General features: G+C 48.5%; 18 protein-coding genes, 1 tRNA gene and 2 pseudogenes. 11 read left to right on the forward strand and 10 right to left on the reverse strand.

Going from position 1 to position 24,398, the window contains the following annotated elements:
• Positions 1 to 107: 107 nt before the first annotated feature.
• Positions 108 to 473, reverse strand: coding sequence for an AlpA family phage regulatory protein (locus ABLV11_RS23535; protein ID WP_348855871.1), 366 nt, complete (start codon positions 471 to 473; stop codon positions 108 to 110).
• 128 nt (positions 474 to 601) lie between these two features.
• Between ABLV11_RS23535 and ABLV11_RS23540 the strand changes: the two genes are divergently transcribed.
• Entirely contained in the window at positions 602 to 1,774 is a 1,173-nt protein-coding gene (locus ABLV11_RS23540; RefSeq protein WP_348855872.1) for a hypothetical protein, read from the forward strand.
• Between the two features lie 301 nt (positions 1,775 to 2,075).
• Here the strand turns inward: ABLV11_RS23540 and ptuB are convergent, their stop codons facing one another.
• From ptuB to ABLV11_RS23555, 3 genes are read right to left on the reverse strand one after another with little or no spacing between them, the layout of a single operon-like run.
• Positions 2,076 to 2,852: a retron Ec78 anti-phage system effector HNH endonuclease PtuB gene (gene ptuB, locus ABLV11_RS23545; protein ID WP_348855874.1), complete on the reverse strand. Its 777-nt coding sequence runs from the start codon at positions 2,850 to 2,852 to the stop codon at positions 2,076 to 2,078.
• Positions 2,852 to 4,495, reverse strand: coding sequence for a retron Ec78 anti-phage system effector ATPase PtuA (ptuA, locus tag ABLV11_RS23550; RefSeq protein WP_348855876.1), 1,644 nt, complete (start codon positions 4,493 to 4,495; stop codon positions 2,852 to 2,854). Before ptuA ends, ptuB begins: the two co-directional genes overlap by 1 nt.
• Positions 4,495 to 5,511 carry a retron St85 family RNA-directed DNA polymerase gene (locus tag ABLV11_RS23555; RefSeq protein ID WP_348855877.1) on the reverse strand — a complete coding sequence of 339 codons (1,017 nt, stop codon included), beginning with the start codon at positions 5,509 to 5,511 and terminating at the stop codon, positions 4,495 to 4,497. Before ABLV11_RS23555 ends, ptuA begins: the two co-directional genes overlap by 1 nt.
• Positions 5,512 to 5,958: 447 nt before the next feature.
• Between ABLV11_RS23555 and ABLV11_RS23560 the strand changes: the two genes are divergently transcribed.
• Both ABLV11_RS23560 and ABLV11_RS23565 read left to right on the forward strand, forming a co-directional pair.
• Positions 5,959 to 6,585: a hypothetical protein gene (locus tag ABLV11_RS23560; protein ID WP_224233248.1), complete on the forward strand. Its 627-nt coding sequence runs from the start codon at positions 5,959 to 5,961 to the stop codon at positions 6,583 to 6,585.
• Positions 6,569 to 7,657 carry an XRE family transcriptional regulator gene (locus ABLV11_RS23565; RefSeq protein WP_348855878.1) on the forward strand — a complete coding sequence of 363 codons (1,089 nt, stop codon included), beginning with the start codon at positions 6,569 to 6,571 and terminating at the stop codon, positions 7,655 to 7,657. The genes ABLV11_RS23560 and ABLV11_RS23565 overlap by 17 nt, the downstream gene beginning before the upstream one ends.
• 45 nt (positions 7,658 to 7,702) lie before the next feature.
• Here ABLV11_RS23565 and ABLV11_RS23570 read toward each other — a convergent pair.
• A pseudogene (locus ABLV11_RS23570) lies at positions 7,703 to 7,904 on the reverse strand (integrase); the annotation flags it as partial.
• A 31-nt stretch (positions 7,905 to 7,935) separates the two neighbouring features.
• A pseudogene (locus ABLV11_RS23575) lies at positions 7,936 to 8,274 on the reverse strand (integrase core domain-containing protein); the annotation flags it as partial.
• A gap of 440 nt (positions 8,275 to 8,714) precedes the next feature.
• Here ABLV11_RS23575 and ABLV11_RS23580 point away from each other — a divergent pair.
• Both ABLV11_RS23580 and ABLV11_RS23585 read left to right on the forward strand, forming a co-directional pair.
• Entirely contained in the window at positions 8,715 to 10,829 is a 2,115-nt protein-coding gene (locus tag ABLV11_RS23580) for a DNA methyltransferase (RefSeq protein WP_348855880.1), read from the forward strand.
• Positions 10,826 to 13,399: a DEAD/DEAH box helicase family protein gene (locus tag ABLV11_RS23585; RefSeq protein ID WP_348855881.1), complete on the forward strand. Its 2,574-nt coding sequence runs from the start codon at positions 10,826 to 10,828 to the stop codon at positions 13,397 to 13,399. Before ABLV11_RS23580 ends, ABLV11_RS23585 begins: the two co-directional genes overlap by 4 nt.
• Positions 13,400 to 13,481: 82 nt before the next feature.
• Here ABLV11_RS23585 and ABLV11_RS23590 read toward each other — a convergent pair whose 3' ends face one another.
• Positions 13,482 to 14,741, reverse strand: a complete 1,260-nt coding sequence (locus ABLV11_RS23590; RefSeq protein WP_348855882.1) for an integrase arm-type DNA-binding domain-containing protein — start codon at positions 14,739 to 14,741, stop codon at positions 13,482 to 13,484.
• 200 nt (positions 14,742 to 14,941) lie between these two features.
• Positions 14,942 to 15,026 (reverse strand) — tRNA-Leu (locus ABLV11_RS23595).
• Positions 15,027 to 15,259: 233 nt separating this feature from the next.
• Here ABLV11_RS23595 and ABLV11_RS23600 point away from each other — a divergent pair.
• From ABLV11_RS23600 to ABLV11_RS23625, 6 genes are all read left to right on the forward strand, one after another.
• A complete protein-coding gene (locus ABLV11_RS23600; protein WP_004108819.1) occupies positions 15,260 to 16,279 on the forward strand; it encodes an NAD(P)-dependent alcohol dehydrogenase in 1,020 nt (339 codons plus the stop codon).
• Positions 16,280 to 16,469: 190 nt separating this feature from the next.
• Positions 16,470 to 17,342, forward strand: a complete 873-nt coding sequence (locus tag ABLV11_RS23605) for a sugar ABC transporter permease (RefSeq protein ID WP_023320237.1) — start codon at positions 16,470 to 16,472, stop codon at positions 17,340 to 17,342.
• Positions 17,332 to 18,219, forward strand: a complete 888-nt coding sequence (locus ABLV11_RS23610; RefSeq protein ID WP_004108826.1) for a carbohydrate ABC transporter permease — start codon at positions 17,332 to 17,334, stop codon at positions 18,217 to 18,219. The genes ABLV11_RS23605 and ABLV11_RS23610 overlap by 11 nt, the downstream gene beginning before the upstream one ends.
• A gap of 10 nt (positions 18,220 to 18,229) precedes the next feature.
• Positions 18,230 to 19,054, forward strand: a complete 825-nt coding sequence (locus ABLV11_RS23615; RefSeq protein WP_126488275.1) for a phosphodiesterase — start codon at positions 18,230 to 18,232, stop codon at positions 19,052 to 19,054.
• A gap of 5 nt (positions 19,055 to 19,059) precedes the next feature.
• Positions 19,060 to 20,130 carry an ABC transporter ATP-binding protein gene (locus ABLV11_RS23620; protein WP_126488273.1) on the forward strand — a complete coding sequence of 357 codons (1,071 nt, stop codon included), beginning with the start codon at positions 19,060 to 19,062 and terminating at the stop codon, positions 20,128 to 20,130.
• Positions 20,131 to 20,329: 199 nt separating this feature from the next.
• Positions 20,330 to 21,640, forward strand: coding sequence for an ABC transporter substrate-binding protein (locus ABLV11_RS23625; protein ID WP_004108836.1), 1,311 nt, complete (start codon positions 20,330 to 20,332; stop codon positions 21,638 to 21,640).
• Positions 21,641 to 21,812: 172 nt separating this feature from the next.
• Here the strand turns inward: ABLV11_RS23625 and ABLV11_RS23630 are convergent, their stop codons facing one another.
• Both ABLV11_RS23630 and iolE read right to left on the reverse strand, forming a co-directional pair.
• Positions 21,813 to 23,312 (reverse strand): sugar porter family MFS transporter, encoded by a 1,500-nt coding sequence (locus ABLV11_RS23630; RefSeq protein WP_004108837.1) that lies wholly within the window; start codon positions 23,310 to 23,312, stop codon positions 21,813 to 21,815.
• A gap of 168 nt (positions 23,313 to 23,480) precedes the next feature.
• Positions 23,481 to 24,380 (reverse strand): myo-inosose-2 dehydratase, encoded by a 900-nt coding sequence (gene iolE / locus ABLV11_RS23635; RefSeq protein WP_004108838.1) that lies wholly within the window; start codon positions 24,378 to 24,380, stop codon positions 23,481 to 23,483.
• Positions 24,381 to 24,398 lie beyond the last annotated feature (18 nt).

Here is a 24,398-nt window from a genome sequence, read left to right on the forward strand (position 1 = left end):
CTCATTTCCTGTGTACGGATAACTTGATTCTGCTTCTTTTGCATATTACGAAAATACATTACCTGCATTTTTCAACGCATAATGCACTTGTTACTATCTCCTGCGTATTACCTTGCAGCAGCACGTTCTTCGATCCACTGTTTAAACTCACTCATCTTCCACCGCGAAGCTCTCCCTAGTTTTATTGGGCGGGGGAACGCCCCACGCTTGATAAGAGCGTAGAAGAATTTATTTGTCAGACCTGAAGTGCTCACGATGTACTTCATATCGACTAAACTGTCATCTTGGTTGTAACTTGGCTGAACGGTATCAACAGAGATTAAGCTTGTTACTAACTTGGCTGGCACTACAGATGTACCCCATACATGCTTAGGGCTTGGGGAGTCTCCGATAGGAGAAGACAGGTGGCCCTTGATGCTAATAGCTGCTTTACGTTTCTGTAATTTATTCTTAATTGCATCTGTACTTGTCATTATTGACCCCTTCGTAAAGTAAGTGTTTGGATGTGCAGATTTGTTGCTACGAAGAGGATAGTAATTGGTTCTTTTAGTGTGTAAAATTGGTAAATTAGAAATACTTTTTTAGACACTGGAGTTTATTAATGCCAAAGGTGACACCAGTTCAAAATGCTGTAATAGATATAATGGATTTTATACATTTCAAGAATGTCTATACTTCACTATTTTTAAGCAATGAACAAACTAAAGCTTGTTTAGTTATTTTTTCGTTAGTGGAAGAAGTCACAAATAGGATCTGTTCATCACTTATCGAGCGTGATATTTTAAATCACTATCTTCTATGTGGTATCGAGGTTGCCTTAAGTAATGATGAAATTGATACGTTTAAGATTTTTGGCAATGTCGATATTATGTCTTATGAAGAACTGGAGAAGTTAATAAATAAAAGAACTGAAATATCCATTTCTACTCTCTCTAATTTAGCTGAGAAAAATGGAGTTAATAAAGCGGTTTTCCTTAGTTCTTTAGAATATCTACTAGCTAAAGAGGAGATAGCAAATACTTCATCAGCGATAAGATTTAGACTTGCATCTAAAACGGTCAGTATTATTCATCCGCTAGATTCAATTTTATTTTTTAACTATTTAAATGATTTGGGTATTCTTTACGCTGCAAAATACAACGCCAAAACTTCTCGAGAAGAAAGTAAATGTGCTTTTATAAGAGTTGGACTTCTGATGGAGTTTGAGATTTTGAGATCTAATGCGAAATATATTGCTGGACCTGGGGATTCTGATGAGTTAATAATAAAGGTTCCACCTAAAGGAACCTCATCGATTGTATGTCGTGACATGGCTGATAATTATAAATATCTTATCGATGTACTATTCTCTAATACTACTGATTTATTTTTGTTCCAAGCATTACATATGGACCACCGAAAGTCAGCAAACTATCTATTAATAAACGTTAACCGCCTTTTTAGGCATAAAAGATTATTTAAGGGAACGTTTGCCAAGTGGCCAGGAACTTTGGGAGTTTTTCTTATGAGTCTAATAAAAAAAGAAAATGCTAACCAACCTATTTATTGTGAAAGTGATAATAAAGGAAGTGTAAGTGAAAAGGCGTGTCGTGAATTAGAGGAATTTGATATTACTCTGTCAGAAAGAACGTTGTATCTTCGATATAGAAAAATTTTGAAAAATGAGTACTTAAAGGTGAGGTTTTACTGTGAACAGTGTGCAAAGTTAAATTATTATTTATCTTGGGATTATGAGGATTTATATTATAATGATGCTGTTCTGTTGGATATATAAAAAATGAAATGATGCTAATTTATATGTTTATGTTGCAGTGTAATATTTAAATTACTCAGGATACATGCGAGGAAAACGTTGATTTTTTAAGAGCTAGCATAAGTAATGCTGTTATACCCAATAAACTTGAAGTTGCATGCTTAAGCAACAATGCAGCCCAAGTCTTATGGGCATGCCACGACACGGGTAGCATGCAATTTAAAGTATTATCGATATGAATGTAATATACCGGCTAACATAATGGAAAAAACAATCATCCTGATGATTAAATATCATCAACTTTATAAGTTATATTTTAATTTTAACCATTATATTCTGATTCTCGTAAAACATCCTCTGCAGCTGGACCAAGATACCATCTGATTGTAGAAAAAAAAGGAGATAGCTTACCGTTATTATCCGGGCAAAGGTAAGCTTCAGATAACTCATTCAAAACTGCAGGAAGATTTTCTTCTGGAAATGAAAGTAATTCATCTCTTATTTTTTGGATTGTGGCGCTTCTAAATCTTTCAATTTTCTTTGTGTTAAGCTTTAAGTATTCAATACTTTTATTTGCTTTTTCCTTAATTTCTTGTGGGCAACTATCAGATACAGAAATAGTTCCCTCCTCATTAAACTCAAAAAGCGATGGAAATGCTGGTATATCTACAGTGGGGTCGAGGATAATTGCTGTCCAATCATTATTCATTTTGGGAACATCACAATGAGTATGTGGGTTGCTATACCTTTCCTCGCTCTCTACTACATGTGGTACGTTCCCTCCAGTACAACATCCAAATAAGTTTGGCCAGTGCAAAGCATAATTTATACCATCACCTCTTGATTCGCCTGCCTTTGGATTTTCCGGAAAGAAATGTTCTACTCTGAAATCATCAAATCCAATTCCTCCAGAATCCTTAAGATCTATTTCACAATAAACGCATAAACCAAATTGTTCATTTTTGAGAGCATCTCGAACTGACTGATTTGCCTCTGCTCCAGCATTTTGTCTGAAGCCATTCTTCCAATCACTGTTAGGATTTTCCCTTTTATATATAGATAATAAATTCGGCTCATCCCCTTTTTTTATTTTTTTCATTATTTTTTCCCTCTTCTAAACTCACGAAGCCTAATATCCATTTGCAGTTTTTTCATTACAGGATCGTGTTTACCCGCCCATTTATCGAGCTCCTTCTTTAAATCTTCAGCCTCATCCGTATCCCACTTATCGAGTTCTATTAAATCTTTGTACCGGTTAAGCATTTTTACTTGCTCAATATTTTCCGGGCGAGAGTTTACAAGAAATATATCCTCAAGAATCATATCGGACTCGGAACCGAGAGAGAATTCAGGTTCGACAATATTTAGCATTCCATTTTCATCATTACGAATAACTTTAATGCAATGGCTCGGTGCGGTTGATAATACCTGAGGACTATGAGTTGTTATAATAAATTGAATATTAGGAAAAGTATCCTGTAGTTGTCCAATGATTTCCTGTTGCCATTTCGGGTGTAAGTGTAAATCAATTTCATCGATAATTACAACACCATGACCTTTTAAAGCCTCAATCCCTTTTCCTGGATTTAGAAGAATAAGCCTACGGCTAATATCACTGACTAAGGAAAATAAAGCTTTTTCACCCTGAGAAAGGTCAGTGGCAGAAATAGTTATACCTTTTTTGTCAAGTAAGATTGATACGTTATCTTTATCAACTTTCATTCTTATATTGTCGATGCTCATAAATTTATATATTGCTTTTTTAACAATAGTAACGATATTGCCATCGACATTATTTAGATTTAACTGGAATTCTGCAATTTTAATGCGAAGTTCATCTAATTCATTTTTAAGTTTTATTCCAATAGCGGATTCTTCTTTAGTTTCATCTGCTAAAAAGTTATAGATTTCATATGTTGTATTATATTTAACCTCAAGGGAAGATAGTTTGTTTTTGATATCATCAACTTCATCATTGTTTTGAGAGCCACAAAATAACATCCACTTAATTAAATTCTTGAAATTCCTAGATTCTTCAAATGAAAAGTTGTACCCATCTAAGTTATTAAATGCAGTAATTTCACCATTATTTTGTTCATCATCTGTTTTTATTTCTAAAGCTCTACTAACTGAATAGTGGCAAAAGAGAGGGAGACAGGATTCACCTTTATATTTACTGTTGAGTGAATAATACATTTCGGCTAAGTTTTTAAACTCACTCAATGAGCTTCTGTTCTTATTTGTACTGTTTTTATTTTTATACAAGATGAGTGTGAATGTTGATTTCTCATCAAGAGTTAATGTTGCTGTAATTGCACAATCTTTTGCATCTTGAGAATTATTTATTTCAGCGGGATGGATTCCTTTACCATTTGCTCTATTTTTAATACCATTAACCAGCCAAGTAGATGCTTTTACTATAGATTCAATTATTGTCGTTTTCCCGCTGCCATTCACGCCTACAAAAATATTCAAATATGGGTCAAGGCTGATTTTTTTTACCGTTTTTCTAATACCTTTATAATTTACTAACTCTAAGCTAGAAAAAAAAGGTCGTTTTGTTTGAAGGTTTTCATTTATATGATCGTAATATTCTTGGGCTTTAGCTTTATCTGTATTTAGAGAATAACGCCCTGACTCCATCCATCCTGCAACTTCAAACATATCCCCCAGATGTCCTTTTTCTGCACCTTCAATTTTTTCAGTTACAGTTCTGGTTGCCTTTTTATTTTTATCTTCCATTATTTCCTCCATTGACCAGAGATTATTTTATCTACCAAATTAACTGAGTATTTTTTCATCATTCTTTCGATAAATAAAGGCTCTATATGTTTCGAAAAGGATAAAAGCCCCTGTAGTTTAGCCAGTTCAATATCGTCAGATTTACCTAGGGAGTATTTATGGATCATTGACGATATTATCCTTTTTTTCTCTCGACCTAAAGATAGAGTGTCATTATTAGTAATGGTAACTCCTGCAATATGCCTGTTATGTGCTTTAGATGAAAAACTAGTTTTAACTTCATTAATCGTTAATTTTTTACCAAACTCAGTACTTAAAACATATTGGATTAGGCTTGGGATTTTAAAAAGTATATTTTTATTCTTAGTAGAAAAAAATAAATCATCGGCATATCTCGTATATGTGATCTTCAGAGGCGCACAGATTGAACTAATCGTTTCATCGAATGAAAACATAATGAAATTTGATATTAATGGCGATGAAGGCGCACCTATGCTGAGAATAAGGGTTCCTGTATTTGTCTTCTTGGGACTCCAAAACACAGAACGACGGATTAATGCTTTGTCTGCTGCGCTTAGTTGGATTTTATGTTTCTCAATCCGCTCCTCAAATAGATTAACATCAATACTATTAAAGAAGTCAGCGAGATCCATTCTTAAAAAATATGGATTTGTCACATGTTGAAGCGCATTCTCTTTAATACTTATATTTTTTCTATATGCATACGCAGCATCATGTACAGGTAATTTATCGTTTAAGAATTCAACTAATCCTCTTTGGATCACCTTGAGAGCTCTTGACGGATGAGCAATTGTACGTTTGCCCCCATTTTTTTTGGGGATTGTATAAACTCTGTACATCTTGGGGCCACTTACTATCACCTTTGCAAGTGAGACAGTGAGCCATTTTTCCACATCCAATTTCGTCACTTTTTTAGACGAGGAGGTAGAGAGCAAACTGAACGCCTGTTCCGCAACTAAGGGGCTGGTGAGTAAATGATGTTTTAGAGTTGTCATTTTATCGACTCTAGAGTTAGAGCCCTTCAGATGAAGGGCTGTGTTGCGCTCTTTACTAGAGGAAGCGAAAGTCTCGCGACCTAAGTGAGTTAACGAACTTGGGTCGCGAGACTTTCGCAACCACAATGTCGTTCAATAAGTTGGTGTCTGGCGAAGCGCCCGACAAGGCTTTAATACTGAGCCACAAGCTAAAGAGCAATCAAAGCATATCAGACAAGCTAACTGTCCAGCAACACAGCAGCGATTTCAGCAGCTGCTATTGATGGGGCTCGAACAAGAATGCACTGCGAGCTTAACAGGAGAGTATAGTGCAAAAATAATAAATGTTAAAAAAAACATACATTTACTTTGTTTTGGAATATTTTTTGGAATAATTCGTTGTAAAAAATGTGGCTGAGTTTTATGCTTATCCATGACATTTCACAGCAAAAATTCCAGAGATTCTATATGTCTTTAATCAACAAAGAAGAAGCACATTCAGTCTGTCAACCCTACTACAACACCCTAACTTCAGTTTTCGACAATGTTTGGAAAAATTGGCTTCAAAACGATGTCGCACGACGGTTGATTGATAAGCGTGTTCGTTCAGCTGTTCTCCGCAATGACGCATTGTTTTTCCTTAAAGACAGTATTGAAACTTCTAATCTTAAAGGGATCAAATATGTAAAAATGCCATATCAGGTAGGCTTTCTGATTCAGGATCGATATTTTGTAAGGATTAAGAAAGGTGATAAGAGCCTTCGTTCTTCCAATTACCCTACTCAAAGAGCCTTGGATTTTCATAATCCTGAAATGGACATGTTTGGAGGATTAGTTCGTTTAGAGCTACTCTACATACTTAGTGACGATGGTGTAGGAATTGATAAAATTGTTCTCACGCAGCGCAATGGTAAGTTTGTTGCGTGGGCAATTGATTTAACAGATGAAAATCTGTACGAAATGCCTGTATCTAAGCTTGAATTGAACATACCCCAACCACAGCCTGTTAAGACGGTTTCCCCAGCAAAAAGTGTTGTGAAACCAAAACGGGCTAGAAAGGCAGAACCGAAGGTAGAAAATGGTCGTGGAGATTAAGTCAGCAGCCACAATACGCCCAGAGATGATTGAGTTGCGTCGGAAAATGTTGGGTATGAGCCAGAAGGATTTGGCTCAGATTATCGCCATTTCTCAAGGAACCTTGTCTAAGATTGAGCAAGGCCTTAAGCCGGCCACTGATGAGCAAATCGATAGCATCGCAAAAGCGCTCAACTGCCCCGTTGAGTTTTTCATGATGTCTGAAAGGCTTTATGGTGGACCTATAAGTGCAAATCCCATGTATCGTAAAAAAGCGTCAGTCGGTATGAAAGTACTGGACAAGCTTGTTGCGGAAGTAAATGTACGCATAACCCATCTCAGAAAGCTTTTGCAGTTCGTTGATTTTGAACCTGAATATGAACTTCCGTACTATGATCCTGACGATTATGAAGACAATGTTGAGCAAATTGCGCGTAACGTTCGTACAGCATGGCACATCCCACGCGGACCAATAAAAAATCTAGTCGAAGTGTTAGAAAGGGCTGGAGTCATTATCATCGACTGTGATATGGACGATACGAGTCTTTCCGGCCTTAGTTATAACCTTGCTGGACTGCCACCACTGATCTTTATAAACAAAAATCAGCCAATGGACCGCTACCGATTTACCTTAGCTCATGAGCTGGGACATTTAGTCATGCATCGTGCTCCCACTCCTGAAATGGAAGAGGAGGCAAATACTTTTGCTGCAGAATTACTAATGCCCGCTTCAGATATTTATAATGATTTAAGAAATGTAAGCATTGAAAAGGCTGCCGCACTTAAACCATTCTGGCGAACCTCAATGGCTGCGTTGTTCTACAGAGCTAAAACATTAAAAGCTATTACGGCAGGCCAAAGTGATTGGATCTGGAGGCAGATGTCCATCAAACGTTACAAGGTTGATGAGCCTGTAAAACTCGATGTAAATGGGGAAAAACCCACTTTACTGAATGCAATTATTGATCATGCGAAAGAAGAGCTGGGTTATGATCAGAATGAACTTGCATCTATATTCAACCTTTTTTTACCCGAAGTTAACCAGTTGTACTCACTGAGTATACAAAATCAGCATTTACGTTTAGTGAATTAAAAAGGTAATGGCTGAACATTAACAGTTTAGCCATTTTACTTAATGCTATGTTTTCATTGGTGAAAGTGATGATCTTAGCAAGTGGGTAATATAGTCTGCATACCACTGCATCATCTCTTTTCTTCCATCCAGATATTGCGCATGGTTGTAAGCCCCACGAATCGCATTCTTGTCCACATTAGCAATGTTGAGTTTCAATCCACGCAGAGTCAAAACCTTCTTCGTGAAGAATGGTACTCATTGTGTGACTGACCTGCCCCCAGTATTAGATACAACCATCAGTTAGCAATGTCGGTTTGTTTACCTTCACATTTTTCATTTCGCCACCGTGCTGCAAACTCTGATGGCGTCTGATAATTCAGTGCTGAATGTGGACGACACTCGTTATAATCCTGCCGCCAGTCATTAATGACTTTCTTGGCATGAACGATATCACTGAACCAGTGCTCATTCAGACATTCATCGCGAAATCGTCCGTTAAAACTCTCAATAAATCCGTTCTGTGTTGGTTTGCCCGGCTGGATTAAGCGCAACTCAACACCATGCTCAAAAGCCCATTGATCCAGTGCGCGGCAGGTAAACTCCGGCCCCTGGTCAGTTCTTATCGTCGCCGGATACCTGATCTGACATAGGTACGATATCGTAGCAGTTACCTTTAGCGCTCATTCTGCCCAGCAGAAGACAGGCATCGAAAACGCATCCACGATTGCTGGTATTCAGAATGGTACTTCGGCCTGACCTTGATGCGCTGGTTAACTGATGCCGAAACCAGCCAGTTGTGTCATCGAATCACAGGGAGCACCTGTTGCCCACAAGGTTTAAACATGCAAGGGAGAACCTGGCGGAGGTCGAACACCAACATTACCCATATGTGTATCCAGAGCCGAAGCCCCCCGAAACTCTCGGTTTTAGGATCGCCGAACCCATTGCATAGTGTTAATATTACCGCCAATTTTTTAGCGTTCTGATTCCTTGTGTGAATCAACATATTGGGCTTTCCTGAGAGCCGAACGTTCAGAACCTACAATGCTCAGAATTGATAAGAAGAAAGGAAGATATGTCTAGGCTGACTGATTTAATTGCCAAAGCGAAGGCCAAAGACCCGCAATTGGGTGCTGACCTGGATCGGGAAATCAAGATCCTGTCATCACGACTTCCCTTTGGTCTTAATTTCGAACGACATAGCCCTGAAGTTGTTGAGTTGCCATTGCGGCCTATTCGCAAGGGAGACAAGGTTCGCGTTCTGCCAGAGCGTGGGCCCATTAAGAAAGATGATCAACGGTTGTGGCAGGTTAAAGCCATCCACAAGGCGAAGAAGGTCGCTGATCTCGAGTTGCTGGGCGCGGCTGATGTCGAGACTCAGACTGTAGCGCTGAGCAATCTTGTTGTTATAGCTGAATTTCGTGACACGATCTGGCCGGGTCTGGTTAGTACGGGAAAAGTGCAACGCGGTGGAGACAAGCCTTTCCATTCAGTCATCAATGGCGAGAACTATCATGTGTTGAAAGCGTTGACTTATACGCATAGGGGCAAAGTGGACGCTATTTATATCGACCCACCCTATAACACAGGGGCTAAGGACTGGAAATACAATAACGATTATGTTGAGAAGGACGACTTATATCGACATAGCAAGTGGCTGGCTTTTATGGAGCGACGCCTTCTAATTGCAAAAGAATTGCTCAATCCTGCTAATTCAGTACTTATAGCCACTATCGATGAAAAGGAATATCTGCGTTTCGGTTTGTTATTGGAACAGACTTTCCCTGAAGCGCGTATTCAAATGCTCAGCAGTGTCATCAACCCAAAGGGGGTTCCCCGCGATGGATTCGCCCGTGTAGACGAATACATTTTCGTTGCTCAATTTGGAACATGCACTGTTTTCGGAGATGTGAAAGAAGGTAGTGCAGGAAAAGAAGTTCGCTGGCGAGGACTTACTAGGACTGGTGCAAATGGAATCCGCAGTAAATCTCCTGGTGCTTTTTATCCGATCTTTTTTAATAAAGATGGGCAAATTGAAAAGATCGGAGATTCACTCCCGATTGATCAATCAATTCGTTCTGTGCATGTACCGGAAGGATTGGTAGCTGTTTGGCCGACTCCTCGCCCGGATGGTGAAGATGGTCGCTGGTCTGTTGTGCCTGAAACACTACGAGACCTTATGCGAATTGGTGCTGTGAGAACAGGGAAAGTTGATATTGAGAAAGGCAGATTCCCAATATTTTACCTGACTTCAGAGCAGCTAGCGGCAATTGATTCGGGTGAGTTGGAAGTCAAGGGTAAGACACCTGATGGCGTTCTGCGCGTGTATTTCAAGGAGGACGGTGGAAGAGTTTCAGCACCTAGAACCATTTGGGATAAAGTTAGCCATAGCGCAAGTGAACATGGTTCTATGTTGCTGCGAGCTTTACTTCCTGGCCGGAAATTCCCTTTCCCGAAATCTCTCTATGCAGTTGAGGACGTACTGAGGCTCTTTGTTACGAACAAACCTAAAGCTATCATTCTAGACTTCTTCAGTGGCTCCGGTACGACTGCCCATGCTGTAATGCGCCTAAACCGCCAAGACGGTGGTCGCCGTCAGTGTATCTCGGTTACCAATAATGAGGTCGCCGCTGACGAACAGAAAAAACTACGCGAACAGGGTTCTCGCCCCGGTGACTCTAATTGGGAGAAATGGGGTATTTGTGACTACATCACTAAGCCACGCGTACAGGCTGCTATTACAGGCAAGACCCCTGAGGGTGAACCGATTAAAGGTGATTATAAGTTTACCGATGAGTTCCCAATGTCTGAAGGCTTTGAGGAAAACGCCGAGTTCTTCACCCTGACCTACGAAGCTGAGAAGTCAGTTAGTTACAACTTGGCTTATGCTCGCATTGCGCCATTGTTGTGGTTACGCGCAGGAGCACAAGGCAAGCGCATTGACACACTGCCTGCTGAAGGATGGGCAGTAACTGATACTTATGGCCTTCTATCGGCTGTGGATCAGGCCACACCTTTCATTGAAGCCATTAGCCACGCCAGTGACGTGCGAGTGGCCTTTATCGTTACTGACGATGATCGCCACTTCCAGGCTGTCACCAGACGTCTGCCAAAAGGTGTTGAGCCGGTACGTTTGTACGAATCGTACCTGACCAATTTCAGCTTCACCAGTGGGGAATTAACAGAATGAAGTTCACTCTCAAAGACTACCAGCGTGATGCTGTACGTGATTCGCTGGTGAATCTCAGAAAAGCTCGCCGTTACTGGCATAACGAAAATGACAAGAGCGCCTTCTCTTTAACGGCTGTGACCGGTGCAGGTAAGACCGTCATGGCTGCCGCTGCGTTTGAAGCATTGTTTCATGGCGACGACGAGTTTAATTTCGATGCCGATCCCGGCGCAGTAGTGATCTGGTTCAGTGACGACCCAGCACTGAATGAGCAAACCCGTTTTCGCCTGATGGAAGCTAGTGACCGTATCAACTACAACGATATGGTGGTAGTGGAACATCCTTTCAGTCGGCGCAAGTTTCAGGCTGGGAAAATCTATTTCCTTAACACGCAGAAATTTGGCAAAAAAAGTCTGCTGGTGCGCGGGTTCGATGATACAGGCGGGCTTTTCGAAGCAGCCCCTGATGCACAGGCTTATACGCTGTGGGATACCATCCAGAACACCATCGAAGACCCGGATCTGACCCTCTATCTGGTACTGGACGAAGCGCACAGGGGTATGGGTTCGTCAACGACTTCCAGCGAAGCAGCTAAAAGTACCATTGTACAACGGCTCATCAATGGTTCGGCTGGAGTGAAGGGTATTCCAGTAGTGTGGGGTATTTCCGCCACTGTTGAACGGTTCGACAAAGCCATTGCGAATGCTGGCCATCATGTCAAACTGCAGAATGTGATGGTTGACTCGGCTAAAGTGCAGGAATCTGGACTTATCAAGGACGATATCATTCTTGGTGTGCCAGATGAAGCCGGTGACTTTGATACCGTGTGGGTCCGCCGTGCTGCCGACAGACTCAGGGAAGTGACCGATGCCTGGGCAGAGTATGCAAAACAGCAGGAAACTGTGCGCGAAGTAGTGCCGCTGATGGTATTCCAAGTACCCAATACGCCTGACCCGAACGAAGTAGGGCGTTGGCTGGATACGCTATTCTCTCGTTACCCCGAATTGCCCGTTGACAGTGTTGCTCATGTATTCGGTGAACATACCACACAGCGTTTCGGCCAACACCAGGTACCTTATATTGAACCGCAGCGGGTGCAGGAATCAACCTGGGTGCGCGTACTGATTGCTAAAGATGCCATCAGCACTGGCTGGGATTGCCCGCGTGCCGAAGTAATGGTTTCCTTCCGCGCTGCCAGCGACAAAACACATATTACGCAATTACTGGGGCGTATGGTACGAACTCCACTGGCTAGACGCATTCCGGGTAATGAGCGCTTAAACTCTGTCGAATGCCTGTTGCCCAAGTTTAATACCAATACAGTGAGAGATGTCGTCAATACCTTGTTTAAGGGCGATGATACATCTCCTCCGAGCGGACGTATCCTAGTTAACCCTGTGGAGATGAAACCCAACCCGGCGGCTTCAGCTGCAGTATGGGAAGTATTTGAAGCGCTACCTTCACAAACCCGGCCACAGAAAGGAGCCAGACCAGCCAGACGTCTGACCGCGCTGGCACAGGAACTGGTTGATGACGGCATTCTTGATGGGGCAGTCAGGAAAGCCCATGCTGCTTTGCACGCTGTCCTGGACAAATTCCAGACAGAAAATGCTGAAAAAATCAAAAACAAGCGCAATGCAGTGCTCGTAGTGGATGGTAAAGCGGTGGTGGCCAGCCTGAAGAACAAAGCAATGACCTTCAACGAATTCTGGGAGGAGGCGGACGTAGCGGTGATTGATGACGCCTACCGGCGTGCAGCCCGAATCTTCAGCCCGGATGTTTCACGTACCTATGTCGAATATCTGGCCGATAAGGTCGCGGATCGAGAAGAGGATGCTGAGGAGTATTTGGAAGCAATCATGGAAGCTCGTGTGACCGTTGCTGGTTTGGGGCTAGTGATGGAGGTGCAGGATTACTTCGATGCCGAGGCTGATAAACTGGCGAAGGCGTGGCTGGCTGAGTACACGCAGCAGATCAAGTCCTTGAAAGATGAGCGTAAAGAGGCTTATCGTCAAATCGTCGAAATGAGTAGCAAACCGCAGGATGTGGATCTGGTCAGGCCAGAGAACAAGTTTGAAATGACCAGGGCGCGTGAAGGCGAGAAGGAAACTGACCTTCCTGTCTGGAAACACCATTTGTTGTGTGACGAAAACGGGAACTATCCGACGCAGTTAAACCATTGGGAAACCACGGTTTTTGAGATCGAAACCACACGTGAAGGATTTGCATTCTGGTATCGAAATCCACAATACACAGGGCAGTCGTCACTAGGAATCGCTTATGTTGAAGCCGAACAGTACAAAATTGTTCGTCCCGATTTCCTATTCTTTGCCGAACAGGATGGCGAAATGATTGTGGACCTGGTAGATCCACATGGCCTGCATCTGGCTGATGCCTTGCCTAAACTGAAAGGACTGGCGCTATATGCCGAACACCATCCTGATGCTTATAGGCGAATCGAATCCGTCGCCGAAGTAAAGGGTAAATTACGAGTGTTAGATTTGAAACGGCAGGATGTACGAACTGCTATAGCTGTAGCTGAAAATGCAGAATCATTATTCAGCAGCAGTTTTGCTGATTATTATCAGTAACTTATTAGCAATCAGTAATCGGAATGGCCTTTTATTTATAAAAGGCCATTGGACTGCTAAATTACAACTGCTAAGTTTACGCTTAACCCCGATTTACCTTCGCATAATCAAACGGCGTAACCGCTCTTTCCCGATTTGCATCTAGAAAATCGGCCCACCACTGCAACATCAGTTTGCGTTCATCCAGATGTTCCGCTTTATGGATATATGCTGCGCGTACCGAGTTACGTTCCATATGGCTCATCTGGCGCTCCACCGCATCCTTCGACCATAGCCCTGACTCAATCAACGAACTACAAGCCATTGTACGGAAGCCGTGGCCGCAAATTTCAACTTTAGTGTCATAACCCATAACCCGCAGAGCACTGTTGACCGTGTTCTCACTCATGGGCTTGCGCGGATCGTGATCGCCAATGAAAATCAACTCGTGTTCCCCGCAAAACTGTTTTATCTGCTTCAGGATTGCCAGAGCCTGCTTTGAAAGCGGCACCAGATGAGGTGTACGCATCTTTGATCCTCGCTGAGAATGTTTCACGCCGGGAATAGGCTCTCGCTCAGGCGGGATGGTCCACATTGACGTTTCAAAATCGATCTCTGACCAGCGAGCAAAACGCAGCTCACTGGATCGAATAAAGATAAGCAAAGTGAGTTCCGTTGCCCAACGGGTTAGCGGCCTGCCGGTATAGCCGTCTATTTTCTCGAGTAACTCAGGGATGCGCTTTAATTCCAGCGCCGGGCGATGTTGTCGATTGCCAGATGCGACGGCTCCAGCCATCTCCTGCGCCGGGTTGTAATCAATTAACCCGCTTTGCACTGCATAACGCATGATGGCCGTGGTGCGCTGTTGAAGACGGGAAGCCACTTCAAGACGTCCAGATGTCTCCACGGCTTTAATAGGAATTAACAAATCGCGGGTACCCAGTTCAGCAATGTTGCGAGCACCAATTGCCGGGAAGATATTATCTTCGAGGCTCTTTTTTACGCGATCGGCATGATCTTCCGACCATTTTTGGTTGGTCGCGAGCCACTCTCTGGCAACCTTCTCGAAAGTAATAATCTCTTTCGCCTGCTCTTCTTTCACAGCACGTTTATGCTCACGAGGATCGATACCAGCAGCTACCAGCTTTCTGGCCTCTTCCCTTTTCTTCCGGGCATCCGCCAGTGAAACTTCGGGATAAACACCGAACGCCATCAAATGTTGTTTACGGCCAAAACGGAAACGAAATCGCCAATACTTTGAACCGTTAGGTTTTACAAGTAAGGACATGCCGTCGCCGTCAACAAGTGAATACTCTTTCTCCTCAGGTTTCGCAGAACGAACTTTAGTATCCGTTAGGGCCATAATGGTCCTCCTTCCATTGGTATCTCGTGAGTATACAAGCAATATCGAATCGGCAAATATACTCATTAGTATACTCACAGGCTTGTTGATGTGGGTTGAATTAGGTTGACTTCAGTTGAGGTGAAAATCGTGGAAAGGCTTGCGTAGCGCGGGTTTCAGGCATAAAAAAAGACCTCAGTTGAGGTCCATTTACATGCTTTTGGTGCCGAAGGCCGGACTCGAACCGGCACGTATTTCTACGGTTGATTTTGAATCAACTGCGTCTACCGATTTCGCCACTCCGGCACGGAAAGGATACGGAAAACGTTCTGGATTATACCTGTCATACGCTGCCATGCAAGCAACGTTGCATTCACCTGCCACCAAGTGATGAATTTTTCATCGGCTCAGTGTGTTAGCCTCTTCAGGGCACATTTTTCCCTCCTCTATACCCCCCTTCCCCCCTCCTTCTGCCAAGCGTCCCCTCGCCCCATGCTCTACACTTCCTTCTTAACTACGCCAAACCCAAGGAAACTGTCATGAGCACTATTAAAAGTTACGCCGCCAAAGAAGCGGGCGCCGATCTGTCGCTGTGGGAGTACGATGCCGGCGACCTTAAGCCGGAAGATGTCGAAGTACAGGTGGAGTACTGCGGGATCTGCCACTCCGACCTGTCGATGATCGACAACGAATGGGGCATGTCGAGCTATCCGCTGGTGGCCGGTCACGAGGTGATTGGCCGGGTGGCGGCGCTGGGCAGCGCGGCGCAGGATAAAGGGCTGAAGGTTGGTCAGAAGGTCGGCATTGGCTGGACGGCGCGCAGCTGCGGCCACTGCGACGCCTGTATCAGCGGTAACCACGTGAACTGCCTGGAAGGCTCGGTGCCCACCATCATCAACCGCGGCGGCTTCGCCGATAAGCTGCGCGCCGACTGGCAATGGGTGATCCCGCTGCCGGAAAACGTCGATCTTGAATCCGCCGGGCCGATGCTCTGCGGCGGCATTACCGTCTTCAAACCGCTGCTGATGCATCACGTCACGGCGAACAGCCGCGTCGGCGTCATCGGCATTGGCGGCCTCGGCCATATCGCCATCAAGCTGCTGCACGCGATGGGCGCGGAAGTCACCGCCTTTAGCTCCAATCCGGCGAAAGAGCAGGAAGTGCTGGCAATGGGCGCCGATCGCGTAGTGAACAGCCGCGATCCCGAAGCCTTAAAGGCGCTGGCCGGCCAGTTCGACCTGATTATCAACACCGTCGCCGTCGACCTCGACTGGCAGCCGTACTTTGAAGCGCTGGCGTACGGCGGCAACTTCCACACCGTCGGCGCGGTAATGAAGCCGTTCCCGGTCCCCGCTTTTACCCTGATTGGCGGCGACCGCAGCATCTCCGGCTCGGCCACCGGCAACCCGTCCGAGCTGCGCAAGCTGATGAAATTTGCCGGACGCAGCAAAGTCGCGCCAACCACCGAGCTGTTCCCGATGTCGCAGATCAACGAGGCGCTGAAGCACGTTCGCGAGGGCAAGGCCCGCTACCGCGTGGTGCTGAAAGCCGACTTCTGATCGTTCCTCGTCATGCTTCAGGCCGCAGCCGCGCGGCCTGAACGCCACTGACCGGGGTGATGCCGGGCGGCCCGTCTGCCCGGCGCTTGTTTTCCTGGTCATTAAACCGTCATCTCCCCGCCATACGTTTGCAGTCAATCCTTCTCACAATCCGGGCTTCTACAAACGCCTGAATGAGACGTCCGCCACCATGAGAAAAACCTGGCTTCCCTGGCTGATACTGTCGCCTTCCCTGCTGTTTTTATTGCTGTTTACCTGGTTTCCCCTCGGGCGATCGATTTATGACAGCCTGTTCGATACCCGCATGGTCAGCGACGGCGGCCAGTATGTCGGGCTGGAGAACTTTAGTCGTCTGTTCGCCGACAACGTCTTCTGGCAGTCGCTGGTGAATAACCTGCTTTATATCCTGCTGACGGTGGTACCGGGCGTGACCCTCGCCCTACTGCTGGCGGTCGCCCTGACCGAGAATCACCGCGTCAACCGCTGGCTGCGCACCGCCTTCTTCTTCCCGATGATTATCCCGATGGTCAGCGCCGCCGCGCTGTGGCTGTTTATCTTTATGCCCGGCCTTGGCCTGCTCGACCACTATCTGGCGAAGCTGTTTGGCCCGATGAACAACAACTGGCTGGGGCGCAGCAATAGCGCGCTGCTGGCGCTGGCGCTGATTGGCGTGTGGAAGTTCGCCGGTTATTACATGCTGTTTTTCCTCGCCGGGCTGCAAAGCATTCCGGCCTCCACGCGCGAAGCGGCGATCGTGGAAGGCGCCACCCGCACGCAGGTGTTCTTTAAGGTCACGCTGCCGCTGCTGCGCCCGACCCTGAGCTTCGTGATAACCACGGCGCTGATCTACTCCATCACCCAGATCGACCACGTGGCAGTGATGACCCGCGGCGGGCCGGATAACGCCACGACAGTGCTGCTCTACTACATCCAGAACCTCGCCTGGGACACCCATGATTTAGGTAAAGCTTCCGCCGCCACCTTCCTGACGCTGGCCGGGCTGTTTGCCTTCTCGCTGATTAACCTCAAACTGCTGGAGAAAGGAGCGCACTATGAGCGCTGAAATCTCGCCGCTGGCGCTGCGATCGCACAGCGCATCGCGCCCGCTCTGGCTGCGCCTGCGCCGCTCGCAGCCCTTTACGCTCACGGTATTAATGTGCTGCCTGGCGCTGCTGTGGATGAGCCCGTTTTTATGGATGCTGGCGACCTCGTTCAGCGCCACGACCTTCGGCGAGGATATGGCCTCGCTGCTGCCCCGTATGCCGCTGACGCTGGATAACTTCCGCGATGCCTGGGCCAGCGCCGACTGGCTGAGCCTCTACGCCAACACCCTTATCTTCACCTTCGGCACCTTCTTCGTGCAGCTGTTGACCATCACCACCGCCGGCTACGTCTTCGCCTGCCACGAGTTTCGCGGCAAGAAGACGCTGTTCCTGATGTTCCTCGTCCAGCTGATGATCATGCCGGTGGTGATGATGGTGCCGAACATGCTGACCCTGAAAACCTTCGGCCTGCTCAACACCCTCACCGGGGTGATGATGCCCTACTTCACCTCGGCGTTCGGCGTGTTCCTGATGCGTCAGGCGTTTCTGGCCATACCCAAAGAGCTGGAAGAGGCGGCGCTGATGGAGGGCTGTCGCTGGTGGCAGGTGCTGTTCCGCGTGCTGCTGCCGATGTCCTGGCCGTCGGTGCTGGCCTTCGCCACCGTCAGCATTACCTACCACTGGAACGAGTATCTGTGGCCGCTGATGATGCTGAACGACCCGGACAAACAGGTGCTGACCGTGGGGCTGGTCTCGTTCGCCATGGGCGCCGAATCCGGCGGTCAGTGGGGCATCATCGGCGCCGGCACGCTGATGGTCTGCCTGCCGCTGATGCTGGCGTTTATCCTCTTCCAGAAACAGTTCCTGCGAAGCTTCGGCTTCTCCGGGATCAAATAAGGAGCTCTTCATGCTGTTAGCGCAAATTTCCGATACCCATTTCCGCAGCCGCGGCCAGAAGCTGTACGGCTTTATTGACGTCAACGCCGCCAATGCCGACGTCGTCTCCCAGTTGAACGCCCTGCAGGAGCGTCCGGACGCGGTGGTGGTGAGCGGCGATATCGTCAACTGCGGCCGCCCGGAAGAGTATGAGGTCGCCCGTCAGATCCTCGGCAGCCTGAACTATCCGCTATATCTCATTCCCGGCAACCACGACGATAAAGCGCTGTTTCTGGAATACCTGCATCCGCTGTGCCCACAGCTCGGCCACGACGCGCAAAACATGCACTACGCGGTAGACGATTTTGCCACTCGTCTGCTGTTTATCGACTCCAGCCGGGCGGGTACGTCGAAAGGCTGGCTGACCGAGGAAACCATCAAATGGCTGGAAGCCCAGCTGTTTGATGGCGGCGATAAACCGGCGACGGTGTTTATGCATCATCCGCCGCTGCCGCTGGGCAATGCGCAGATGGATCCTATCGCCTGCGAAAACGGCCATCGTCTGCTGGCGCTGGTTGAGCGTTTCCCGTCGCTGACGCGCATTTTCTGCGGCCATAACCACAGCCTGACCATGACCCAGTATCGCCAGGCCATCATCTCCACCATCCCGGGAACCGTCCACCAGGTACCCTACTTTTATGAAGATACCCGACCGTACTACGACCTCTCTCCGGCGTCGTGCCTGATGCATCGCCAGGTCGACGAGCAGTGGGTGAGCTATCAGCATCCTCTGACCCACTACGCCGGCCCCTGGATGTACGACGAAAATATCAGCTGCCCAACGGAAGATTGCTAAACGCCATGCTTAGTCTGCAAAACATCAGTAAACAGTTTGACGGTAAATCGGCCCTCAGCGCCCTGTCGCTGGATATTCGCGAAGGGGAATTCGTGGTGCTGGTGGGCCCGTCCGGCTGCGGTAAAAGCACCCTGCTGCGCCTGCTCGCCGGGCTGGAGCCGGTCAGCGAGGGGGAGATCTGGCTGCACGATGAGAACATCACCGACATGTCGCCCAGAGAGCGTAATTTCGCGATGATCTTCCAGAACTATGCGCTGTTTCCGCACCTGTCGGTGCGCGACAATATCACCTTCGGCATGAAGGTGCGCAAAGAGGAGAAGGCCAGCTGGCAGCCCCGGGTGGATAAAGTCGCGCAGATGCTGCAGCTGGATACCCTGCTCGATCGCAAACCGGCGAAGCTCTCCGGCGGCCAGCGGCAGCGGGTGGCGATGGCGCGGGCGATTGTGCGCAATCCGCGCCTGTTCCTGATGGATGAGCCGCTCTCCAACCTCGACGCCCGCCTGCGTAGCGAAGTGCGCGACAGCATTATGGACCTCCACCAGCAACTCAGAACCAGCACCGTCTACGTCACCCATGACCAGACGGAAGCGATGTCGATGGCCGACCGCATCGTGGTGATGAACGGCGGCCACGTACAGCAGGTCGGGCGACCGGAGTATCTGTACGCCAACCCGGCCAACCTGTTTGTCGCCGGGTTTATCGGATCTCCGGCGATGAATCTGCTCTCACTGCCCTGCGCTGATGGTGAGGTATTACTGGGTGAGCTGCGCTATCCGCTGCCGCCGCGCTACCGTGAAGAATCCCGAGTGTGGTTAGGCATTCGCCCGGAACATATCAGCGACCGCGTGGAGGAGAGCCATCTGCGCCTCCCCGCCACCGTGCTGCAACGAGAACTGATGGGAGCCGATTATTTGCTCCACGTCAGCACCCCCATCGGCACCTTACGCTTTAGCCGTCGCCATCGCGGCGCGGTACCGGAGAAAGGCGATTCGCTGATCCTCGGCTTTTCACCTGCCGATGTGCATCTTTTTCATGCTGAGACCCAGCATAATTTAGCGCCGGTACATCAGGCGTAATTGTTGCAGTCAGTTTGGACACGGACAGCGCGGAAGAACCGGAGCGTACGTGTAGTACGTGAGGATGATTCGCTACGCTCCCCCTTCGGGCCACCCTGAAGGGTGTTCAAAACTCTACGAGTTTTGTCTGAGCACTGCCCAGGGCCAAACTGGCAAATAAAATAGCCTGTGGACAGGTGCTTACTGATGGAGACAAACAATGTTTAAACCTCTCACCGCTCTCGCGGTTGGGCTCAGCCTTGCCCTGAGCGGCGCGGCGCTGGCGAAAGAGAAGATCGACTTCATGTTTCCGGCGCCGGTGGACGGCAAGCTGACCATGGAGATGACCCGCGTCATTAAGCAATTCAACGAGTCGCAGCAGGATGTCGAAGTGCGCGGGATCTTTACCGGCAACTACGACACCACCAAGATCAAAGCCGAATCAGCGCAGAAAGCCGGGCAGCCGCCCGCGCTGGTGATTATGTCCGCCAACTTCACCACCGATCTGGCGCTGAAAGATGAGATCCTGCCGATGGACGAACTGTTCCAGTATGGCGATCAAAAAGCGGGGGATTTTCTGGTGAAGGCGTTCTGGCCCGCCATGCATAAAAACGCCCAGGTGATGGGCACCACCTATGCGATCCCGTTCCATAACTCGACGCCGATCCTTTACTACAACAAAACGATGTTCGATCGGGCCGGGATCAAACAGCCGCCGCAAACCTGGGCCGAGCTGCTGGCGGACGCCAGAAAGCTGACCGACGAAAGCAAAGGCCAGTGGGGGATCATGCTGCCGTCGACCAACGATGATTACGGCGGCTGGATCTTCTCGGCGCTGGTGCGCGCCAACGGCGGGAAATACTTTAACGAGGACTATCCGGGCGAAGTCTATTACAACACGCCAACCACCATCGGCGCCCTGCGCTTCTGGCAGAACCTGGTCTATAAAGACAAAGTGATGCCTTCCGGGGTGTTGAATTCGAAACAGATCGGCGCCAGCTTCTTCTCCGGCAAAGTCGGAATGGCGATGCTGAGCACCGGCGCGCTGGGCTTTATGCGCGAGAACAGCAAAGATTTTGAGCTGGGCGTGGCGATGCTGCCGGCTAAAGAGCAGCGGGCGGTACCGATCGGCGGCGCCAGCCTGGTCAGCTTCAAGGGCATCAACGACGCGCAGAAAAAAGCGGCGTATCAGTTCCTGACGTATCTGGTGAGCCCGCAGGTCAACGGCGCCTGGAGTCGCTTTACCGGCTACTTCTCCCCGCGTAAGGCCGCCTACGATACGCCGGAAATGAAGGCGTATCTGCAGCAGGATCCGCGCGCGGCTATCGCCCTCGAACAGCTGAAGTATGCCCATCCATGGTACTCCACCTGGGAGACCGTTGCCGTGCGTAAGGCGATGGAAAACCAGCTGGCCGCGGTGGTCAATGATGCCAATGTTACCCCGGAAGCCGCGGTGCAGGCGGCGCAGAAGGAAGCCGATGCGTTGATGAAGCCCTACGTCGATAAGACCGCGCTGGCGGAAGTGAAGTAGCCCTTTCCCTCGCTATCCCCGTCGATAGTTGAGGTATCTTCTGTCATACCGTACGGAAGCAGTGTACCCCCTCCCCCTGTTTCAAGGGGGAGGGGATCGTTCGATACGGCTCATTAGCCCGGTCCGTACAGACCGCTGAGTACCGCTCCAGCATCGCAGATACCGCTCAGCGTTACACTTTATTCGCCTGCGATTCAGCCACTATTCGCCGGGCCCTGGCGGCCTGCCCTTCTTCACTGGTGTCCAGCTTATCCCGCAGATAGTGCTCGATTTGTTCAAGACTACGGTGCCGGGTTTCCGGTACGCATTTAATGACGAATATCGCGCCAAATACGCCAATACCGGCGAAGATAAAAAAGGTGCCTGAAAGCCCTAACCACGCCAGCAGTATCGGGAAGAACAGGGAGATCAGGAAGTTGGCAATCCACATTGAAAATACCGCCCCTCCCATAAAAATACCGCGCAGGCGGGTTGGGAAAATTTCCGACATAAGCAGCCAGGTCACCGGTGACAGCGCCCCTTGCTGAAAGCTCAGAAACAGTAACATCCCTGCCAGAACCATATAGGCACGCAGCGCATCAGGCTGGCCGTTAACCGTCTCCGGCAACAGATAGCTGACCGCACCGATAAAGACCAGGCAGGCGGTGCAGCCGAACTGACCAATCATGGTCATTGGGCGACGGCCAATTTTGCCAAGCATCCAGATGCCAACGAATGTCATCAATACTGAGACTACGCCGTTGGCGATAGTGGCAAACAGCGCGGCATTATCAGTCATACCAACCGAGGTCAGTACCGTGGGGGCATAGTACATAATGGTATTTACACCGGTAAGCTGCTGAATAACCGCTATACCAATACCGATCATAAACAGCTTGAACAACCACGGGGTCATAATCTCGCTGAACCGGGGCTTACCGAGATTGCGCTGCTCATCCAGCGTTTCGGTGATTTCCAGCAGCTCCCACTCAACATCATCTTTATGCCGGGTGCGCTCAAGCACGCGACGAGCTTCCGCCAGGCGCCCTTTCATCGCGTACCAGCGCGGTGAATCCGGCATAAACATCATGCCAAACCAGAGCAGCACGGCGGGTAGCGTCGCCACCGCCAGCATCCAGCGCCAGGTGCTTTCCCCGCCCCAGACTTCATGGAACGTGGCATTAGAAATATAGGCCAGCAGTTGACCGGATACGATCATCAGTTCCTGCAAAGTAACCAGCTGTCCGCGCTTATTCGCGGGAGCTATCTCGGCAATATAGACCGGAACGGTAGCCGCCGCCCCGCCGACCGCGACGCCGAGAATAAGACGAAAGAAAATCATCCAGTTAACGTCCGGCGCCATAGAGGTACCTATCGCGCCGATGGCAAAAAGCACCGCCAGCCACAGAATAATTTTCTTTCTGCCCGCCGCATTCGCCAGATTGCCAGATAGCAGTGCGCCAAAGGCGGCGCCGAACAGCAACGAGCTGGTGACCAGACCGGTGGTAAAGGGAGTGAGATGAAGCTCGGTGCCCATAAAGAGTAAGGCACCGGAAATCACCCCGGTATCATAGCCAAAAAGTAAACCGCCAAGCGTCGCGATCAGGGCGACAACTTTTACAAAGGGCGTTGTCGGGGTATTGCTATTCGGTCCCGACGCTTTATTGAGTGTAAGATATTGTTCCTTAGACATAATAGACTCCAGTAACCCGCCTTGTTTGAGGGAAGATTTGCTCTAGTCTGAATGCAGAGGCCGAGGCCTCACCGACGTGTTGTTTTCGTTCTACGTCTTGAGCTACTGCTGAGTGATGGGGCAAAAAAAGCAGGCCATACAGCGTATGGCCTGAAAATGAAACAACGATTAGATTCCTGCCGTCTCGCGGATGTATTTACGCGCTTTTACGGCGTATTCGAATGGGTTGGCCAGCGCCGGATCCTGCTCGGCCTCAACCACCATCCAGCCTTTATAGCCATGCTCGTCCAGCAGTTTAAACACTGGACGGAAATCAATGACGCCGTCGCCCGGCACGGTGAAGGTCCCCTTCTTCACGCCGTCCAGGAAGGAGAGTCCTTCGCGGCGCACCTGCTCGATCACCGGCGGACGTACGTCTTTCAGGTGAACATGGTTAATGCGCGGCAGATATTTTTTCAGAATCGCCAGCATCGGCTCTTCGCCGCCTTCGGAATACCAGGCGTGTCCGGTGTCGTAGAGCAGGAAGACCTTGTCATCCACCAGCGACATAAACTTGTCGATCTCTGCCGTCGTCTGAATACCGGTACCCATATGGTGGTGCAGACAGACCTGCATGCCCTTTTCCGCCGCCAGGCGACCGAGGGTGTTATAGCCTTCCGCCACCCGCTGCCACTCTTCTTCGCTAAAGCACGGTTTCTCATTCTCCAGGATAGGCTTTTCCAGCCCCTGAATACTGCCGCTCTGCTCCGAGCAGCCGATCACTTTCGCGCCCATAGCATGCAGGAAATTCATGTGGTTAACGAATTCATCAATGGTTTTTTCCCGCTGGCCGTTAGCAAAAAAGGTGCTGAACCAGGCGTTGCAAATCTGAATGCCGCGGATATCCAGCATCGGCTTGAGAACCGCCGGATCGCGTGGATATTTGCTGCCGACTTCGCTGCCGGTAAAACCCGCCAGCGCCATTTCGCTGACGATTTGCTGAAAAGTATTCTCGCTGCCCAGCTCCGGCATATCGTCGTTAGTCCAGCCAATCGGGGCGATAGCCAGTTTTACGTTATCTTTGTTCATAGTAGGGGGCTCCTGCCG

The organism is Klebsiella sp. GW_Kp181 (assembly GCF_040062315.1).
GTDB lineage: Bacteria > Pseudomonadota > Gammaproteobacteria > Enterobacterales > Enterobacteriaceae > Klebsiella > Klebsiella oxytoca.

Coding starts and splice junctions, on each gene's coding strand:
- ABLV11_RS23565 (WP_348855878.1), top strand. CDS start 6,569: ATGGTCGTGGAGATTAAGTCAGCAGCCACAATACGCCCAGAGATGATT.
- ptuA (WP_348855876.1), bottom strand. CDS start 4,495: ATGGAAGATAAAAATAAAAAGGCAACCAGAACTGTAACTGAAAAAATT.
- ABLV11_RS23535 (WP_348855871.1), bottom strand. CDS start 473: ATGACAAGTACAGATGCAATTAAGAATAAATTACAGAAACGTAAAGCA.
- ptuB (WP_348855874.1), bottom strand. CDS start 2,852: ATGAAAAAAATAAAAAAAGGGGATGAGCCGAATTTATTATCTATATAT.
- ABLV11_RS23590 (WP_348855882.1), bottom strand. CDS start 14,741: ATGGCCCTAACGGATACTAAAGTTCGTTCTGCGAAACCTGAGGAGAAA.
- ABLV11_RS23625 (WP_004108836.1), top strand. CDS start 20,330: ATGTTTAAACCTCTCACCGCTCTCGCGGTTGGGCTCAGCCTTGCCCTG.
- ABLV11_RS23620 (WP_126488273.1), top strand. CDS start 19,060: ATGCTTAGTCTGCAAAACATCAGTAAACAGTTTGACGGTAAATCGGCC.
- ABLV11_RS23555 (WP_348855877.1), bottom strand. CDS start 5,511: ATGACAACTCTAAAACATCATTTACTCACCAGCCCCTTAGTTGCGGAA.
- ABLV11_RS23560 (WP_224233248.1), top strand. CDS start 5,959: ATGTCTTTAATCAACAAAGAAGAAGCACATTCAGTCTGTCAACCCTAC.
- ABLV11_RS23615 (WP_126488275.1), top strand. CDS start 18,230: ATGCTGTTAGCGCAAATTTCCGATACCCATTTCCGCAGCCGCGGCCAG.
- ABLV11_RS23580 (WP_348855880.1), top strand. CDS start 8,715: ATGTCTAGGCTGACTGATTTAATTGCCAAAGCGAAGGCCAAAGACCCG.
- ABLV11_RS23585 (WP_348855881.1), top strand. CDS start 10,826: ATGAAGTTCACTCTCAAAGACTACCAGCGTGATGCTGTACGTGATTCG.
- iolE (WP_004108838.1), bottom strand. CDS start 24,380: ATGAACAAAGATAACGTAAAACTGGCTATCGCCCCGATTGGCTGGACT.
- ABLV11_RS23540 (WP_348855872.1), top strand. CDS start 602: ATGCCAAAGGTGACACCAGTTCAAAATGCTGTAATAGATATAATGGAT.
- ABLV11_RS23605 (WP_023320237.1), top strand. CDS start 16,470: ATGAGAAAAACCTGGCTTCCCTGGCTGATACTGTCGCCTTCCCTGCTG.
- ABLV11_RS23610 (WP_004108826.1), top strand. CDS start 17,332: ATGAGCGCTGAAATCTCGCCGCTGGCGCTGCGATCGCACAGCGCATCG.
- ABLV11_RS23600 (WP_004108819.1), top strand. CDS start 15,260: ATGAGCACTATTAAAAGTTACGCCGCCAAAGAAGCGGGCGCCGATCTG.
- ABLV11_RS23630 (WP_004108837.1), bottom strand. CDS start 23,312: ATGTCTAAGGAACAATATCTTACACTCAATAAAGCGTCGGGACCGAAT.